General features: G+C 74.6%; 8 protein-coding genes. 5 read left to right on the top strand and 3 right to left on the bottom strand.

Annotated features, from left to right (window positions below):
* A partial coding sequence (locus tag ABZ951_RS12845) for a condensation domain-containing protein (RefSeq protein ID WP_361279807.1) occupies window positions 1-1,881 on the bottom strand: 1,881 nt, incomplete at its 3' end.
* A 743-nt stretch (window positions 1,882-2,624) separates the two neighbouring features.
* Here ABZ951_RS12845 and ABZ951_RS12840 point away from each other — a divergent pair.
* From ABZ951_RS12840 to ABZ951_RS12825, 4 genes are all read left to right on the top strand, one after another.
* Entirely contained in the window at window positions 2,625-2,792 is a 168-nt protein-coding gene (locus ABZ951_RS12840) for a hypothetical protein (protein WP_344097835.1), read from the top strand.
* A 133-nt stretch (window positions 2,793-2,925) separates the two neighbouring features.
* Complete coding sequence (locus tag ABZ951_RS12835) at window positions 2,926-4,236, top strand: protein kinase (protein ID WP_344097834.1); 1,311 nt, start codon at window positions 2,926-2,928, stop codon at window positions 4,234-4,236.
* Between the two features lie 164 nt (window positions 4,237-4,400).
* On the top strand, window positions 4,401-4,928 hold the full coding sequence (locus ABZ951_RS12830) for an RNA polymerase sigma factor (RefSeq protein ID WP_344097832.1): 528 nt from the start codon (window positions 4,401-4,403) through the stop codon (window positions 4,926-4,928).
* Window positions 4,929-5,105: 177 nt separating this feature from the next.
* A complete protein-coding gene (locus ABZ951_RS12825) occupies window positions 5,106-6,449 on the top strand; it encodes a hypothetical protein (RefSeq protein WP_344097830.1) in 1,344 nt (447 codons plus the stop codon).
* Window positions 6,450-6,515: 66 nt separating this feature from the next.
* On the opposite strand, the gene ABZ951_RS12820 is transcribed toward ABZ951_RS12825, so the two are convergent.
* Window positions 6,516-7,496, bottom strand: a complete 981-nt coding sequence (locus tag ABZ951_RS12820; RefSeq protein ID WP_344097829.1) for a DUF6114 domain-containing protein — start codon at window positions 7,494-7,496, stop codon at window positions 6,516-6,518.
* On the bottom strand, window positions 7,487-8,101 hold the full coding sequence (locus tag ABZ951_RS12815) for a DUF6230 family protein (protein WP_344097827.1): 615 nt from the start codon (window positions 8,099-8,101) through the stop codon (window positions 7,487-7,489). Before ABZ951_RS12815 ends, ABZ951_RS12820 begins: the two co-directional genes overlap by 10 nt.
* Window positions 8,102-8,660: 559 nt before the next feature.
* Between ABZ951_RS12815 and ABZ951_RS12810 the strand changes: the two genes are divergently transcribed.
* The gene (locus ABZ951_RS12810; protein WP_361279804.1) at window positions 8,661-17,261 is read left to right on the top strand and encodes an SDR family NAD(P)-dependent oxidoreductase; all 8,601 of its coding nucleotides are present in this window, start codon (window positions 8,661-8,663) and stop codon (window positions 17,259-17,261) included.
* Window positions 17,262-17,281: the final 20 nt, after the last annotated feature.

Below are 17,281 nucleotides of genomic sequence, written 5' to 3'. Positions count from 1 at the left end.
GCCCTTCGGGCGGCCCGTCGACCCCGAGGTGTGAATGACATACGCGGCATCCCCCGGCGTGAGCGGCGACAGCCGCTCGGCGTCGGTGAGATCGGTGTCCGCGCGCGCGACGAGGTCACGGTCGGTGTCCGCGTCGCCGAGGACGATCGCGGTGGCCCCGGTCTCCGGCAGCGCGGCTGCCACCTGGGCGCCCGTCACCAGCAGGGCGGGCGCGGCGTCCTCGGTGACGGAGCGGATGCGCTCGGCCGGGTAGGCCGGGTCCAGCGGCAGGTAGGCCGCACCGGCCTTCAGCACGGCCAGAAGGCCGACCGTCAGCTCCGTGGACCGGGGCAGGGCCAGCGCCACGATGTGCCCGGGGCCGGCACCGCGCTCGACGAGCAGCCGGGCCAGCCGGTTGGCCCGCGCGTTGAGCTCCCCGTAACTCAGGGACGCCCCCTCGTACGTGACCGCCACCGCTTCCGGGGTGCGGGCCGCCTGCGCCTCGAACCGCGCGGGCAGCGTGGCGTCGGCCGGAGCCGGGGCGTCCTGCGCCGCACCGGCGGCATAGCCCGGGTCCTCGCCGGAACGCAGCAGGGACGTCGCGGCCAGCGTCTGACCGGCGTCGGCCTCGGCGAGCTGGTCCAGCAGGAGGAGGAACCGGCCCTCGTGGTCGGCGAGTTCGGCTTCGGTGTACAGCGCCGGGTTGGCGTCGAAGTTGATTTTCAGGCCGTTGCCGCCGGCCCCGAGCCGCACCGTGATCTGAAGGTCCTCGATCGCGCCGCCCGACAGGTGGTGCCAGGTCGTGGGGTGCTCGCCGAAGGGCAGGTCCTGGGCGAACGGCACGAGGTTGACGACCGGCCCGTACAGCCGCCGGTCGCCGCTCAGGAGCTTGAGGTCGCGGCGGAGGTCCTCGCCGCGGTACTGCTGGTGCTTGCGGACGTCGCGGACCTCGGAGACCACGGCGCCCACGAGCTCGCCGACGGTCGTGCCGGGGTGCACGGCGAGGCGCACCGGCAGGATGTTGGAGACCGTGCCGGGCACCCGCAGGGCGGTGGAGCCGAGCCGGCTCATGGTGGGCAGCCCGAGGACGACGTCCGGGGCGCCGGTCACCCGGTGGAGGTAGGCGGCGACGGCCGCGAGGAACAGCTCGTTGCGCGCGGCGCCCAGGCGCGTCGCGGCGTCCGAGAGCCGTTCGGCCTCGGCGGCGGTCAGGTGCGTGGTGCGGCGCAGGAAGGCGGCGGCCGGCGGCGCGGAGCCCTCGGTCAGGCCCACGGCCTCGGGAGCGTCGGCAAAACGTTCCGTCCAGTAGGCGCGGTCCCGCGCGAAGCGCTCCGAGGCGCGGTAGGCCCGCTCGTCGTCGAGGAGCCGGTCCAACGGGGCGAACGGGCACGCCGGCACGTCCTGACCGGTGGCGAGGGCGCTGTAGGTCTCGGCCAGGCGCCGGGCCACGAGGGTGAAGCCGTAGCCGTCGAGGAGGATGTGGTGCGCCCGCAGGTACCAGAACCAGCGGTCGGGCGCCGCCTGGAAGAGGACCTGGCGGAAGAGCGGCCCCTCGGTGAGGTCGACGGCCGTCGCGAGGTCGGCGCGCATCCACGCCTCGGCCGCCGCGTGCGGATCGGCCTCGGCGCTCACGTCCACGAAGTGCAGGGTCCGGTCGGCGGCGGACGACAGCGTGGCGCGGGGCCCGTCGGCGGTCTCCGCGAAGCGCAGGCGGAGCGTCTCGGTCTCGGCGACGGTGCGGCGCAGCGCCGTCTCGAAGAGTTCGGCGTCGACCGGGCCGTGGATCTCCACGTACTCACCGGTGTTGTAGGCCGCGTTCGCGTGGTCGAGTCGCTGGTGGGCGAACCAGACGCCCTCTTGGGCGCCCGACAGCGGGCGACTGGAGTCCTCGTGAACAGACATGGCACCAACCCTCAGTAGGTGTATGGAATTTTCTGCCGAAGAAAAGCCCTGCGGGACAGGCCCACAGGGCAACGTTGGGCGGGCGCTTACGTCGGCTCTACGAGCGCGAATGGGGATGCGCGCGGCCTCTCGGGAATCACAAGGATGTTGCCTGGTAGGGCCCTTTGGGGGCAACCCTGAGAGTGCCGCGGCGCGGCGGCCCTGCCACCAAGATTAACCCTGCATGAGGGGATCTCGGACAGTCAAGGCGAGGCCCCGGCACCGCGCGCCTTCCTCCGGAGAACCAACTTCCTTTGGTTTTCCCCGGTAACAGGGGTCCCCTCGGGTGGACACTCGGGCATAGTGAGAGGACTTCCGCTGTTGTTCAGATCACGTTCAGAGATCGATAAGCCCCCTTTCGCTGCCGGAATTTACCGGTGCGTCACTCTGTTTTTCCGTCCCGCGTTGACACGCGGTCACACTCGACGCCTATAGGACGGGCATTCGTGACACACCGTCACGGCGATGTGAAGAGGACGTCAAGGCCGCCCCGGTCGGCCCGGGCGGAATGGAGAACCACTGCCGGAAGGCAATAGGGTCGAGATACGCCGGAGGCACGCTCCGTGCCTCTTGAAAGGCGGCAGAGATCCCGCTTCACTGAAAACTGCCATTCCGCTTCGGTGCGTGCGGGCGATCCGAGGGTGAGCCCCGCCGTCGACAGCAATGACTTCTGGCCGAACGGCCGAATCGTTCAAGCAGGGTGCATGACTGAGTCCGAGACCGCCGCAAAAGGGCTGCCCGAATCGTGGAACGAGGGGATTGCCGTCACCGGCTCGTGGTGTGCCGCCCACCGGCGCACCCCGCTCCTCGGGACGCGGCCACCGGGCAGATGCGTCATCGGCCCGCTGAACACCGCGCTGACCTTCAGGTGACGGTGATTTCCGCCGGCCCTGGACTCCCACCCCCCCCCGCCCGGGCAGCCCGTTCCGCACGGAAAGCGGGAACGGTCCCGGCACTTCGGCACGGCGCACCGCCGGCGCCCGAAGTCGATGAAAGGTAAGTGGTATGCACCGCACGTTGTGCCCGGCGGAGACGCTCTACGTCGCGCAGAAGAGCCGCGCCGTGGTGTCGTGCACCGTCCGCGGCGACCTCGACGAGGAACTGCTCGCGGCGGCGTTCGACGCCAAGGTGACCGAACACCCCTCGCTGCGCTGCCGGGTCGGGCTGGAGCGCCACGACGGCGAGGGGGCGCCGTCGCCCGCCCTCCAGCCGCTGCCGGAGTCCGAGCGGCCGAGGCTGCTGGTGCGCCCGGGCGGGCCCACCGCCCTCTCCGACGAGTTCAACACCCCGCTCGACGACGGCGGCCCGCTGGTCCGCGCGGTGCTCCTGCGGGGCGAGGACGAACACGTCGTCGTCCTCAGCCTGGACCACGTCATCACCGACGGCCACAGCGCCATCGCCCTGTACAACGCCCTGTGGCAGACCTACGCCGAGCTCGCCGACGGGACCTACGAGCCCCCGGCGGACGGCGGGGAGCGCGGCTGCCCGCCCCCCGCCACCGACCTGCTGCCGCAGGTCGGCGAGGAGGAGGTCGCCCAGTACCTCGCCCGCCGGGTCGAGCGGACCCGCCGCTCCCCGGTCTCCGCCCTGCCCTACGGGGCGACGGGCACCCCCGAGGCCGCCCGGGCCAGGATCGAGGTGCAGCGCGTCCTGCTCGAACCCGAGGAGACGACGCGGCTCCTGCGCTTCGCGAAGGCCGCGGAGGTCTCGGTCCACGGGCTCATCGGCGCGGCGATGCTCATCGCCGTCCGCCGCGGGCTCGGCGGCGGCGACGAAGCGCGGGCACTGGGCTGCATGTCGCCCGTGGACCTGCGCACCCGCGTGACGCCGCCCCTGGGCCGCGAGGTCATGGTGCCCGCCGTCGCCACCTTCCTGGACGTCCTGGAGGTGGCCGCCGACGCCGACCCGGTGGCGCTGGGCCGCCTGGTCACCGCGAACCTCCACACCGCCATCGAGCGGCGCGAGTTCGTCCACGAGACGCGGATCCTCCCGCACGTCGCCGGCAACCCGGCGCTGCTGGCCACCAGCGTGATCGTCACCAACATGGGCGCCCGCCCCGGCCCGCCGGCGCCGCGCGGCCTGGAACTCACCGACATGCGTCTCGTCCCGGCCCGCGAGAACTACTACCCCCAGGCCGGGCGAGGCCCGCTGCTGGCGTGCGTCGTCTCCTTCGACGGCCGCCTCGGCATCGACATCCCCTACAGCACGGAGTGCTTCGGCGACGAGCAGGTCCGTGCCGTCCGCGACAGCGTGCGCACCACGCTGCTCACCCTCGCCGACCGGACCGAGCCGGCCGGCGCGGCGGCGCAGGGCTGACGGGACGGCGGGCACCGGCGGTGCCGACGGGGGCGGGGCGCGGCCGGCAGCGGCCCGCCCCCCGCTCCGCCCGCCCGCCGCTTCCCACCGGTCACGCTTCCCCCCGCATCCACCCCGCACCCCCAGCACCCGCATCACCAGGCTGAGTTCAGGAGCCGCCCGCAGTGAGTCCATCGAACGAGACGAGTGACTTCGCCGTCACGGCACTGCTGCCGCGCGCACAGGCCGGGGACCGCCAGGCCATGAACGACCTCCTCCACCACATCTCCCCCTTCGTCGGGAGGCTGTGTCTGCCGATCGCCCAGGGGCACAGCTCCGACGCCGCGCAGGAGGCGATGCTCGCCATCTTCCGCGGCATCCGCGGGCTGCGCGAGCCCACGGCCTTCTACGGCTGGGTCCGCTCGGTCACCGTGCGGGAGGCGGTGCGCACCTCGAAGCGGCTGAGCCAGGGCGGGGCCGACGGGCTGCCCGACGTCGCGCAGGACGCCAACCCGCTGGCCACCGTCCACATCTCCGACGTCATGGACCGGCTGCCCGACCAGCACCGGCAGATCCTCACCCTCCGTGCCGTCTACGGCATGAACGAACAGGAGATGGCCACGACCCTCGCCCTTCCGGTCGGCACGGTCCGCTCGCGGCTGCACCGCGCGCGCCGCAACTTCCAGGACGCCTGGCACCAGCGGTCCGCCTGAACCCCGCCCGCCCCGCCGTGACGGGCCGTACGCTCGGTACGTCGGCCGTGCACGGAGGGTGCGTCTACACTCCTGTGGGCATGATCTCATGGTGAGACATGTCGTACCGGAGGCTTGACGTTCGCTCGTACTCAGCGCCGCTGGTCCGGTCCGATCGTTCACAGAAGGCGCGGCTCCATGACACGGTCCCGGCACCCACTGGCGCTGCTGCGCGCCCTGACCGGGGACACGCAGCTCTCCTACGCGTTACTGGTGGCCGACACCCACGAGGCGCTGGGCTTCGGGAAGCTGCACCGGCGCCGGGAGAAGGTCTCCCGCTGGGAGACCCAGGGAGTACCGCCCGACCACAGCACCCAGCTCGCCATCGCGCACATCCACCGGGTGCCCGAGGAGGAGGTGCAGCGCCTGGGCTGGCCGCACTGGCTGCACCTGGGCACCGCCGCCACGCCGCGGGCGGACCGCGCGCGCCACGGCGAGGAGGACGCCGGCGCCGTGCCGGAGAAGGAGCGGCCGACGGTCCACCCCGCCCGCTGCCGGCTCACCGTCACCGGCGCCGCCCTCGCCGCGTTCGTCCGCGAGACACGGACCGCGGTGACCGTCGCGCCGCCGGCCGCCCGCGGCGCCCACCGCGTCACCTCCGAGACGCTCGCCCTGATAGAGGACCGCTCGTACGCGCTGTACGAGCTGGTGTCGACCGTCAATCCGGTCACGCTCTACCGGCTGTCCCGCGCCGAACTCGACCTGACCTGCGCCCTGTTGGCCGACAGCGGCCACGACCGGGCGACCGGCGCCCGGCTGCAGCTCGTCACCGCGCACATCGCCCACCTGTGCGGACTGATCAGCAAGGGGCTCGGGGAGGACGTCAGGGCGGAGCGGCACTACCTCGCCGCGGTGCGCGCCGCCGCGCGGGCCGCCTCGCCGCTGACGGTCTCCCTCTGCCTGGCCGACCTGGCGTGGAGTCACATCGACGCGGGCGACCCCGCGGACGTGCTGTCCCTGGTCGAGGCGGCCCGGGCGATCACCCCCGCTCCGCCGCCCGGGCTCTCGGCCGTGCTGCACAGCCGGGAGGCCCGCGCGTACGCCCGGCGCGGAGAGATCATCGCCGGCGCCAGGGCCCTGGACCGCACCGTCGACGCCCTGGGCACCGGCGGTGACCCCTCCCCGTACGGCAACGTCGACGAGGAGTGGCTGGACATGGCGGCGGCGCGGGCCTGGCTCGACGCGGGCCAGCCCAAGCGGGCCCTGGAGCACTTCACGGGGCTCGTCACCGGCAGGGCCCGGCCGGGCGGCTCCGCGCAGCCGCCCCTGCTTGTCGCCCGGGACCTGCTGGCCGTCGCCGACGCGCAGCTGGCGCTCCGGGAACCCGAGGCCGCCGTGCGCAGCGCCCGCCGGGCCGTGGCCCTGTTCGACCGGGTGCCCGCGGGGGTCGTCGGCCAGTGCCGGCGCAGGTTCCTCCCGCACACCGGCGTGCCGGCGGTGCAGGAGCTCATCGGCTTCCTCGCCGAGGCGCCCGCCGCCTGACGTACGGCCGTCTGGTGTACGGCCTCCTGACGCGTGGGCCGTCTGAGGCGTGGGGCGATCGCCCGGTCAGGTCGCGCCGCTCCCGGTGTCCGGTTCCGCGGTGAGGGTGAGCCGCTCGGCGACGATGGTGTCGCTGGTGACCAGCGCCTGTTCGGCGGACACGTTCGTCATGAAGACGAACGGGGGGACGACCGGCGGCACGGGCAGCGTGTCGGGGGTGAACGTCAGGCACAGCACCCCTTGGAGGCAGCCGCTGAACCGGGAGAGGTAGAGCGTCACCCGGCCGTCGAGGCGCAGGCCGTCGGCGCCGAGGATGTAGCGCGCCGGTCCGCCGTCCCGGCTCCGCAGCCGGTAGTCGGTGAGAGTGGCCGCCCGCATCCTGAGGACCATGACCTTCCGGGGCCCGGCCGCGGTGGGCACCCGGGAGACCCCGGCGAGCGTGAAGCCGTGGGGCGCGAAGGACGAGGAGGTCACCGACGTCGGTGACCGGGCGGCGGTGGGCGCGGTGGAGTCGCCGGGCGCCCGCCCGGGGGCGACCACCCCCGCCAGCAGCACGAGGGGCAGCACGGCCGCCAGGGTCTTGGGCGGAGTGGTGACGGAGCCGGGCGTGCTCTCGCCGGGCGTGCTCTCCCCGGGCGGGGGCCCGGGCTCGGGCGCGGGCGGCTCGGGCGGCTCGGGCGGGGCCCCGGGTGTCCAGGCGAAGCCCATGGCGCCGCCCGCGATGCCCAGCAGCATCCCGAGGAGGAAGCCGCCGAGGTTGCTGGCCGCGAAGGAGAGTACCGACAGCAGCACCGCGTGGATGCCGACGTAGTGCCGGGTGCCGGGGAGGAACCAAAGAAAGAGGCCGGCGGTCACCAGGGCGAGGCCGATGCCGAGGGCGGCGATCCCGCCCAGGCCGAGGCCGGCGAGCACCGCCCAGGGCGCGAGCGGGACGACGAGCAGTTCGGCGCCGGCGAGGAGCAGCAGCACCCCGGCCCAGAACGGCCGGGTGCGGCGCCAGGCGCGCAGCCGGGCCGGGACGGGGCCGCGCAGGAGTCTCAGAAGCAAGCCGGTCCACCCAGCTTCACGTCGAGGGAGAGGCCCTTGAGCCGGAAGTTGCCACCGGTGGCGGACCGGGCGTGCGACCGCACCCCGGCCACGGTGACGTCCCCGGCCTGGAGCCCGAACTGCCCCGGCGCGCCCTTGAGGCCGGGCACCCGGTCCAGGGTGGAGGCGTCCCGTCCCAACTCCACCTCGCCGAACCGGGCGTCCCCGACGAGGTCCTCGCTGTCGATGACCAGATCGGTGGCGGTCACCTCCCCGGCCTCGCCGCCGGCCGTCAGCTTGAACACGACGGTGCCCAGCGGGGTTTCGACCTGGGCGGACTGGCAGAGGTCGGAGAGCGTCGCGTCACCGATGCCGAGCAGCGCGACCGGGTGGCCCCGGCCGTCCGCCGACCGGTCGACGTCGACGTACGAGGCCAGGCCCTTGCTCGTCAGCTTGCCGGACGACACCTGGAAGGCCGTGCCGGACACCGCGAACGACGACGCCAGCACGCCTTCCGCCATCCCGACGGCCATCACCGCGACCGCCGCGACCGCGGGCAGGGCGACAACCGCCGCCTTGCGCCACGAGGTTCGGCCCGCGGGCGGCCTTCGACCGGAAGTGCTCACGGTGTTTCCCTTCTGGTGTGCGAGGCCCTGCGGACCCTGTTCGGGAACGAGGGCGGGGGGCCGCGCTCACGGCGAGTGGCGCGAACAGGGCGATCCTGCCCCGGCCCCCGGCCGCCACACTTCGCCCGGAAGCGCCGCGCGGCGGGAGGAAGCGGGCGGTGGGCGCTCCGGCCCGGCCCGGACGCCCGTCCCGGTGACCCGGTGAGGCTCATGTGACGCCTGACGCGCCATCAATCTCACCAGCAACAAGACGACTTGATGCTGGATTCGGCCACTCTTTCGCCCTGTTCATGCGAAGGGGTTACTGTCCGTTTATTTCCCTTTCCCAGGGCTATCGATATCTGTGTGCCGCGGAGCCCGGCACGGCCCTGCGGGGCGATCGGCAGAACTCCCGTCGTGCAAGCCCGTCGTGGAACGCGAGAGTCAGGCAACCCACCGGAAGGCCGCCCCGGCCTGACCTGCCGTCACCGCCTGCGCGTCAAGGGGTCCAGCCGCTTCCCAGCTCGCCGTGAGCCGTCGCGACACCACCGGTTGCTCCCTGCGGAAAGGGCTGAGGGCCATGGGTATGGACGGGCACGGGACGGGGCCGGCCGACCGGTCGATCGCGGTGGTGGGCGCCTCCTGCCGCCTGCCGGGGGGCATCAGCGACCTCGAAGGGCTGTGGCGGGCACTGAGCGGCGGCCACGACCTCATCACGGAGGTACCCGCCGACCGCTTCGAGGCGACGCGCTTCGTGGACCCGTCGATGCCGCGCCCCGGCAAGAGCTACACGGCGGCGGGCGGATTCCTCGACGACATCAGCGGCTTCGACGCCGCCTATTTCGGCATCGCGCCGAAGGAGGCCGCGCAGATGGATCCCCAGCAGCGGCTGCTGCTGGAACTGGCGGCCGAGGCGTGCGACGACGCGGGCATCGCCCCCGAAGCTCTGGCCGGCTCGGACACCGCCGTCTTCGTGGGCATCTCCGACCACTCCTACGGCGCCCTGCAGATGCTCATGACCGAGAGCGTCAACGCCTACACCATGTCCGGCGCGGCCTCGTCGATCGCCGCGAACCGGATCTCCCACTTCCTGGACCTGCGCGGCCCCAGCCTCGCCGTGGACACCGCGTGCTCCTCCGCGCTCGTGGCCCTCGTCCAGGCGTGCCAGACGCTGCTGGCCGGCACCGGGCGCGCCGCGCTGGTGGGCGGCGTCAATCTGCTGCTGAGCCCTTACCACTACGTGGGCTTCTCCCAGGCGTCGATGCTCTCCCCGACCGGCCGGTGCCGGTCCTTCTCCGCCGGGGCCGACGGGTACGTCCGCGCCGAGGGCGGCGGTGTCGTCCTGCTCAAGAGGCTGCCGGACGCGCTGGCCGACGGCGACCGGGTCCACGCGGTGATCGTGGGCAGCGCCGCCAACAGCGACGGCCGCACGCCCGGCCTCGCCCTGCCCCGCGCGCAGACCCAGGAGCAGCTGCTCAGAGAGGTCTACGACCGGGCCGGCGTGCACCCGGACGACCTCGTCTACCTGGAGGCGCACGGCACGGGAACCCCGGTCGGCGACCCCATCGAGTGCGAGGCCGTCGGCCGCGCCCTCGGCAGCCGGCGCACCGGCGGCGATCTGCCGATCGGCTCGGTCAAGTCCAACCTCGGGCACCTGGAGCCCGCCTCGGGGATGGCCGGCCTCTTCAAGGCGCTGCTCGTCCTGCGCCACGGGACGATCCCACCGACCCTGCACGCCACGCCGCCCAACCCCCATGTGGACTTCCCCGGTTTGAAGCTGGCACCGGCCGTGGAGAGCCGCGAGGTGACGATCGGCGCCCGAAGTGTGGTCGGCGTCAACTCCTTCGGCTTCGGCGGGGCCAACGCGCACGCGATCCTCGCCGCCGCGCCGCCCGCCGCCGCGCTCCGCGCGGAGGCCCCGGCGGCGGCCGAGCGGCCGCTGGTGGTCTCCGCGCGCTCCCGCGAGGCGCTGACCGAGGCGATCCGCCGGACGGCCGACCGGCTGGCGTCCGCGGGCCCCGACGAGTTCTACGACCTCGCGTACACGGCCTGTCTGCGCCGGGGCAAACACCCTTACCGCGCGGCGGTGCTGGCGGCGGACGCCACCGGGGCGGCCGAGCGCCTCGCCGGCCTCGCCGGGGGTGGTGCGCCGCAGGACGCGACGGTGGGCGAGCCGGGTACGGACGGGGCTGCCGCGTCGGCGGCGGCCGACCCGGTCACCGGGCCGGCCGGGCCTGGCGGGCCTGGCGGGCCAGGCGTGGCGGTGGGTGCCAGGCAGGGGCCGGGGGCCGGTTCTGCTGCGCCGTCCGGCCCGGCCTTGGGCCCGGCCGGTCAGGAGATCGCCGGCTGCCCGGCGCCGAGCGGGCCGGTGGCCGAGACCGTGGGCGGCTCGGGCGTCGGTGAGGGAGTGGGCGCGACCGGGGCCGCCGCGTCGCCCGGCGCCGGGCCGGGCGACGCGGCGGGCCGTGGCGAAGCCGGCACCGAGTGCTCTGCGCTGGAGGGCGCGGTGGTTGCCGGGAGCGGTGGGTCCGGGCTGGTGCCGGGTTCGGAGGAGGCGGCTCGGGCTGTCGGGGGCTGTGGTGAAGCCGGCGTCGAGTGCTCTGCGCCGCGGGACGCGGCGGTTGCCGAGGCCGTAGGGCTGGTGTCGGGGCCGGTTGAGGCTGCTCGGGTGGCTGGGGGCCGTGGGGGAGTTGTTGCCGGGGGCTCGTCGTCGCATGGCGCGGCGGTGGCCGAGAGCGCAGGCTCCGCGTCCGGGCCAGGCCTGGACGAGGCGGCTCGGGCCGCCGGGGGCTGTGGTGAAGCCGTCACCGAGTGCTCTGCGCCGGAGGGCGTGGCGGTGGCCGAGTGCGCAGGCTCCGCGTCCGGGCCGGGCCCGGGGGAGACCACGCGGGCTGCCGAGTCGTCCGGGCCGGCGTCGGGCATCGTCGGGGGTCCTGGCCAGGCCGTGGCCGGGTCGGCCGTCGCCGATTGTCCGTCGCCGCAGGGCGCCGCGCAGGACGCGGCGGTCGCCGCGAGCGCCAAGCCCGCGTCCGGGCCGGGCCCTGACGGGACGGCTCGGGTGGCCGGGGGCCGTGGTGAAGCCGTCACCGGGGGATCTGCGCCGGAGGGCGCGGCGGTGGCCGAGCGCGCAGGCTCCGCGTCCGGGCCGGGCCCGGACGAGACCGCGCGGGCTGCCGGAGGCCCCGGTGCGGCCGTCGCCGAAGCCGTCGCCGACGGGCGGGTCGTCTTCGCGTTCTGCGGCAACGGCGCCCAGTGGGCCGGCATGGGCGCGGACCTGCTCGCCGCCGACCCCGCCTTCCGGGAGGCCGTCGAGGGCGTCGACGCGCTGCTCGCCCCCCGTACCGGCTGGTCCGTCGCCCGCGCGCTCACCGACCCCCCGCCCGGAACCCCGCTCTCCGCCACCGAGTTCGCCCAGCCGCTGCTGTTCACCGTCCAGGTCGCCCTGGCCGAGACGCTGCGGCGCCGCGGTGTCACCCCGGCCGCCGTGCTGGGACACAGCGTCGGCGAGGTCGCGGCCGCGTACACGGCGGGCGCCCTGACGCTGGAGCAGGCCGCCGACGTGATCGCCGCCCGCGGCCGGGCCCAGGCCGCCACCGCCGGCGTCGGGGGCATGGCCGTGGTGTCCCTGCCGATGGAGCAGGCCGAAGAAGCGCTCGCCGCCCACCCCGGCCTCGGCGTCGCCTGTCAGAACACCGACCGCGACGTCACCGTGTCGGGTCCCACCGGCCAACTGCGCGCCCTCGCCGCCGAACTGACGGCCCGCGGTGTCGCCTGCACCCTGCTCGACGTCGACTACGCCTTCCACAGCGCCGCCATGAACCCGGTCGAGGAACCCCTGAAGACCGCGCTGTACGGGCTGGACCCGGCACCCACCCGCATCCCGATGATCTCCACCGTCACCGGCGAGGTGATCGAGGGCACCGCCCTGGACGCCGGGTACTGGTGGCGCAACGTCCGCGAGCCCGTCCTCTTCGCCCCGGCCGTCACCCACCTCCTGGGCGCGGGGTACGACGTGTTCGTCGACCTCGGCCCCCACCCCGTCCTGCGGCCCTACCTGCGCCGCCTGACGGAGAAACACCCCACCCCCGTGGCCGTCGTCCCCACCCTCTTCAAGCACGACGACGGGCCCGCCGCGCTGCGCACGGCCGTCGCCACCCTCGCCGCCGCCGGGGCGGACCTCGACTGGGCCACCCACTTCCCCCTCGCGGGGCGCGTCACCGGCCTCCCCGCCTACCCCTGGCAGCGGGAACGGCACTGGAACGGCTCCCCCGGAGAGTGGTACGGAATGGGAGGCGACGCCGGCGTGGACCATCCGCTGCTCGGCGACCGCCTGCCGCTCCTGGAGCCGGCGTGGCGCGGGGCCGTCGAGCCCGTCCTCGTCCCCTGGCTCGCCGACCACCGGGTCGGCGGCTCCGTGGTAATGCCGGCGACCGGCTTCGTCGAGATGGCCCTGGCCGCCGGCCGGCGCCACCTGGACGCCCCCGCGGAGCTGGAGTACCTGGACATCACGCGCGCGCTCGTGGTGCCCTGGGAGAACCCGGCGAGCATCCACCTCCAGGTCACCCTGGCCGACGACGACGGCGAGGTCACGATCGCGAGCGCCACCGGGCGCACCGGCGAACCCACCCGGCACGCCAGAGGCGGGGTACGCCGCCTGCTGCGGAGCAGGCCCGCCCCGGTCGACGTCCCCGCCCTGCGCGACCGCTGCCCCGCGCAGGCGGAACCCGGGCGGATCTACCCCGACCTCGCGGCGGCCGGGCTCGACTACGGCCCCGCCTTCCGCACCCTCCGGGAACTGCGCGTGGGCCAGGGCGAGGTCCTCGCCGCCTACCACCACACGGCGGACTCCGCCGGCTACGAGATCCACCCCGCCCTGCTCGACGGGGCCCTCCAGGCCGGGCTGCCGCTGATGGCCGGCGTCCTCGCCGGTCGCCGGCACGCGTACCTGCCGGGCGCGATCGACGCCGTCCGCGTCTGGCAGGCACCCCCGCCCCAGGGCCTGGTCCACCTCCGGGAGCGTGGCCGCACCTCCACGGAAGTCTGCTGGGACATCACCGTCACGGACACCGGCGGCACCGTCATGGCCGAACTGGAGGGCTGCCGCCTGCGGCGCTTCGACGGCCTGCGGACCACATCGCTGACCCGCAGCACGACCGTCATGCGCGCGGCGCCCCACCCCGGGGTGCCCGCCGCACCGTCCCCCCTGCCCGGCCCTTCCGAGCTCCTCGCCGCGGCAGGCCCCCGCATCGGCGAACTGCGCGCGGCCTGGCACCGGATGGGCTACGAGCGGGTGCGCCACCGGCTGAAGGAGGCGTTGGCTGCCGGTTTCGCCACCACCGTGCAGGGCCTGCTGCCCGAGGGCGCGGACTCCTACGCTCCGGAGGAGCTCACCGCCGACCTGCGACCGCACCACCAGCGCCTGTGCGCGCTCCTGCTGCCCCTCCTGGAACGCCACGGCCTCGCCGAACGCCAGGAGGACGGCCGGTGGAAGCGGACCGGACGGGAGTTCCGGCTGGAGGAGACCGTCCAGCGGGTGGTGCGGGACCACCCCGCCTACGCGGCCGGGGTCATCCTGGCCTCGACCCGCCTCCAGACCATGGGCAAAACGCTCCATGACGGTCAGGAACCCCTGGAGTTCCTGGCCGAAGGCGGCGCCGAGCTGGTCGAGCAGTTCTTCGACATCTCCCCCTGGTCCCGCTTCCACAACCGGCTGCTCCAGGCCCTCCTCACCACCGTGACCGACCGCTGGCCCGCCGACCGGCCGCTGCGCGTCCTGGAGGTCGGCGCCGGCACCGGCGGCTCCACCGCCGCCTTGCTGCCGCTGCTGCCGGCGGACCGCACCCGCTACGTGTTCACCGATGTCTCCCCGCTCTTCGTCAGCCGTGCGGAAAGGAGGTTCGCCGCCTACGACTTCGTCGAGTACCGGCCCTACGACCTGGACGCCGATCCGGTGGAGCAGGGCCTGACCGAGGGCGGCTTCGATCTCGTCGTGGCGGCCAACGCCCTCCACACGGCCAAGGACCTCGCCCACGCGCTGCGGGGCGTCCACCGGCTGCTGGCCCCGGGCGGCCTGCTGCTCGCCCTCGAACTCCACGACGCACAGATCATCGCCCCGTTCTTCGGCACCCTGGAGAGCTTCTGGAGCCACACCGACCACGCCCTGCGTCCCGACACCCTGGTGCTGCCCGCCGCGCGCTGGCCCGCCCTGCTCAGGCGCTGCGGTTTCACCGACGTCGTCCGCACCGGCGACGGGCGGCGCGGGGCGGGCGCCGACGGGTCCGTCCTGCTGGCCGCCGTCCCCGACCGGCCGGTGGCACCCACAGCCCTCCCACCCGCGCCCGGCGGTGTGGTCTGGATCGTCGCCGGGGGCGGTGATGAGGGGCTGCCCGAGGCGGTGTCCGGGGCGCTGGAGACCGCGGGCGGCACCGTCGTCCGCGCCACGTCCCACGTCGGCACCCCGGCCCAGTGGGAGCAACTGATTCCCCCGGCCGCCGACGACGTCACCGTCGTCCTCCTCCTCGGCGGGGACGACGGCGAGCCGACCCCCGGCGAACTCCTCGACCTCACCACCCGCAGGGTGGCCGTCCTGCGTGCCCTGGCCGACGCGAGCATGCGGTTGCGCGACGGCGTACGGCTCACGCTGTGGCTGGTGACCCGGCCCTGCGGAGCCCTGCCCGGCCCCGAACGCCCCCTGGTCCCGCACGACGCGGCGCTCTGGGGCATCACCCGCACCCTCGCCAACGAGCACCCCCGGCTGACCGTGCGGCGCCTGTCCCTCGAACGCACCCCGACCGACCCCGCCCGGGACGGCCGCCGCGTCGCCCGGGAGCTGCTCACCCCGACCGACGAGGACGAGATCGCCCTCACCGCCCGGGGGCGGTTCGTCCCCCGGGCGATCGACATCAGCGAGGCCCCGAGCGGGACGGTCGACGGCCACCGCACCGCGGCCTTCGCGCTGGAGGTCCGCGACCCGGGGCTGGCCTATCGCCTCGCGTGGAAGGAGGTCGCACCGCCCGCCGGGCTCGGCCCGGGCGAGGTGGTCGTCGCGGTGCGCGCCGCCGCGCTGAACTACCGCGACCTGATGCAGGCCGTGGGCATCCTCCCGGCCGACTCCACGCAAGGGCTGACGAAGCGTCAGGCGGGACCCGGCTTGGAGTGCGCCGGGGTCGTCGAGGCGGTCGGGGAAGGGGTCACCTCCCTCGCCGTGGGCGACCGCGTGTTCGCCCTGGCACCCGGCACCTTCGGCTCCCACGCCGTCACCGCCGAACACGCCGTCGGCCGCATGCCCGAGGGCATGTCGTTCACCGAGGCCGCCACGGTGCCGGTCGTCTTCCTCACCGTCCACTACAGCCTCGGACACCTCGCGCGGCTCGCGCCGGGCGAGACCGTGCTGGTGCACGGCGGCGCCGGGGGAGTGGGGCTCGCGGCCCTCCAGTACGCCCGGCGGCGCGGCGCGCACGTCATCGCCACAGCCGGGAACCCCGTCAAACGCGACCTCCTGCGCACGCTGGGGGTCGAGCACGTCCTGGACTCCCGCAGCCTGGACTTCGCCGAGGAGATCCGGGAGATCACCGGCGGCCGCGGCGTCGACGTCGTCCTCAACTCCCTCGCCGGAGAGGCCATCTCCCGGGGCCTGGAGGCCCTGCGCCCCGGCGGCCGTTTCGTCGAGCTCGGCAAGCGCGACATCCACGACAACATGCCGCTGCGGCTGCGCCCGTTCAGCCGGAACATCGCCTTCTTCGGTGTCGACCTCATCCAGCTCCTCCACGACCCGGAGCTTGCCGCGGCCCAGTTCGCCGAGGTCGCCGCGCTGGTCCGCCGCGGCTGCTACCGGCCGCTGCTGCACAGCGTCCACCCGGCCGCGCGGGTCGCCGAGGCGTTCCGGCTCATGCAGCACTCGCGGCACATCGGCAAGGTCGTCGTCTCCTTCGATCCCCTGGACGAGCCGCCGGCCGTCGAACGCGGGCCGCGGCCCCCAGAGCTCGACCCGCGGGGCACCTACCTCGTGACCGGCGGCCTCGGCGGCTTCGGCGCCGCCACCGCCCGCTGGCTGGCCGACCGGGGCGCCCGCCACCTGGACCTCGTCGGCCGCCGCGGCGCCGACTCCCCGGAGGCGTCCGGCCTGCTGGCGGAGCTGGCCTCCCGCGGCGTACGGGCCCGGGCCCGCGCGGCGGACGTGTGCGATCCCGCCGCCGTGCGGCGCCTGATCGAGGAGGCCGACGCGGAGGGCCGGCCGCTGCGCGGCGTCGTCCACTCCGCCATGCACGTCGACGACGGCCTCCTCACCACCCTCACGGACGAGCGGATCCGGGCCGTCCTCGCCCCGAAGATGGCCGGCGGTGCCGTGCTCGACGCCCTGACGCGGGACCGGGACCTGCACCTCTTTCTCGTCTACTCCTCGGTCACCGGCACCATCGGTCACGTCAGCCAGTCCGCCTACGTGGCGGGCAACCTCTACCTGGAGGCGCTGACCCGCCGGCGCCGCCAGGAGGGCCTGAGCGCCACGGCCATCGCCTGGGGCGCGCTCGGGGAGGCCGGTTACGTGGCCCGCAACAAGCTGGAGGAGGTCATGACCCGGGTGGGCATCGAGTCCGTCCTGCCCCACGAGGCGTTCGAGACCGTGGAGGAGTTCCTCACCGGCGGTCTCGACGTGGCGGGTACCGGCCGCTACAACTGGACGACCCTGCATGCGCTCCTGCAAAGCATGAGCGCGCCCCGCCACACCGGTCTCGTCCCCGCCCTGCGCACCAGGACGGCGCCCACCCGGCAGGAGATCATCGCCGAACTCTCCGCGATGGCCCCCGAGGACGCCGAGCGGCTCATCGCCGACTCCCTCGCCCAGGTGCTCGCCGACGTCCTCCAGACCCCGGTCGAACAGATCGACCACCACCGCAGGCTCGACACCTACGGGGTCGACTCCCTGATGGCCACGGAAGTCCTGACGTCGCTCCGCAAGCAGTACGACGTCGACATTCCGCCGATGGAACTCCTGCGCAGCAACGGCACTGTCGCGGACATCGCCCGCATCATCCACCTGCGCCTGGGCCTGGCCACGACGTCGGCGGGCGGCTTGCCGCCGGGCCGGGAACCACAAGCCCTGCCGGCGCCGACGGAGCAGGCGCCGGGGAGGCCGGAGAACCCCGGTAGCCGGGGCGGGCCGGATCGCCGTCCGGAGGGCTGACCCCGTCGCACCGGACCCCC

The sequence above is a fragment of the Streptomyces sp. NPDC046215 genome (assembly GCF_040646215.1).
Taxonomy (GTDB): domain Bacteria; phylum Actinomycetota; class Actinomycetes; order Streptomycetales; family Streptomycetaceae; genus Streptomyces; species Streptomyces stramineus.
Note: the sequence above shows the minus strand (reverse complement) of the source record. Positions and strands in the feature narration are given on the sequence as shown.

Excerpts from the sequence above, each read along its gene's own strand:
- ABZ951_RS12840 (WP_344097835.1), top strand. The coding sequence starts at position 2,625 with ATGACTGAGTCCGAGACCGCCGCAAAAGGGCTGCCCGAATCGTGGAAC.
- ABZ951_RS12835 (WP_344097834.1), top strand. The coding sequence starts at position 2,926 with ATGCACCGCACGTTGTGCCCGGCGGAGACGCTCTACGTCGCGCAGAAG.
- ABZ951_RS12825 (WP_344097830.1), top strand. The coding sequence starts at position 5,106 with ATGACACGGTCCCGGCACCCACTGGCGCTGCTGCGCGCCCTGACCGGG.
- ABZ951_RS12810 (WP_361279804.1), top strand. The coding sequence starts at position 8,661 with ATGGGTATGGACGGGCACGGGACGGGGCCGGCCGACCGGTCGATCGCG.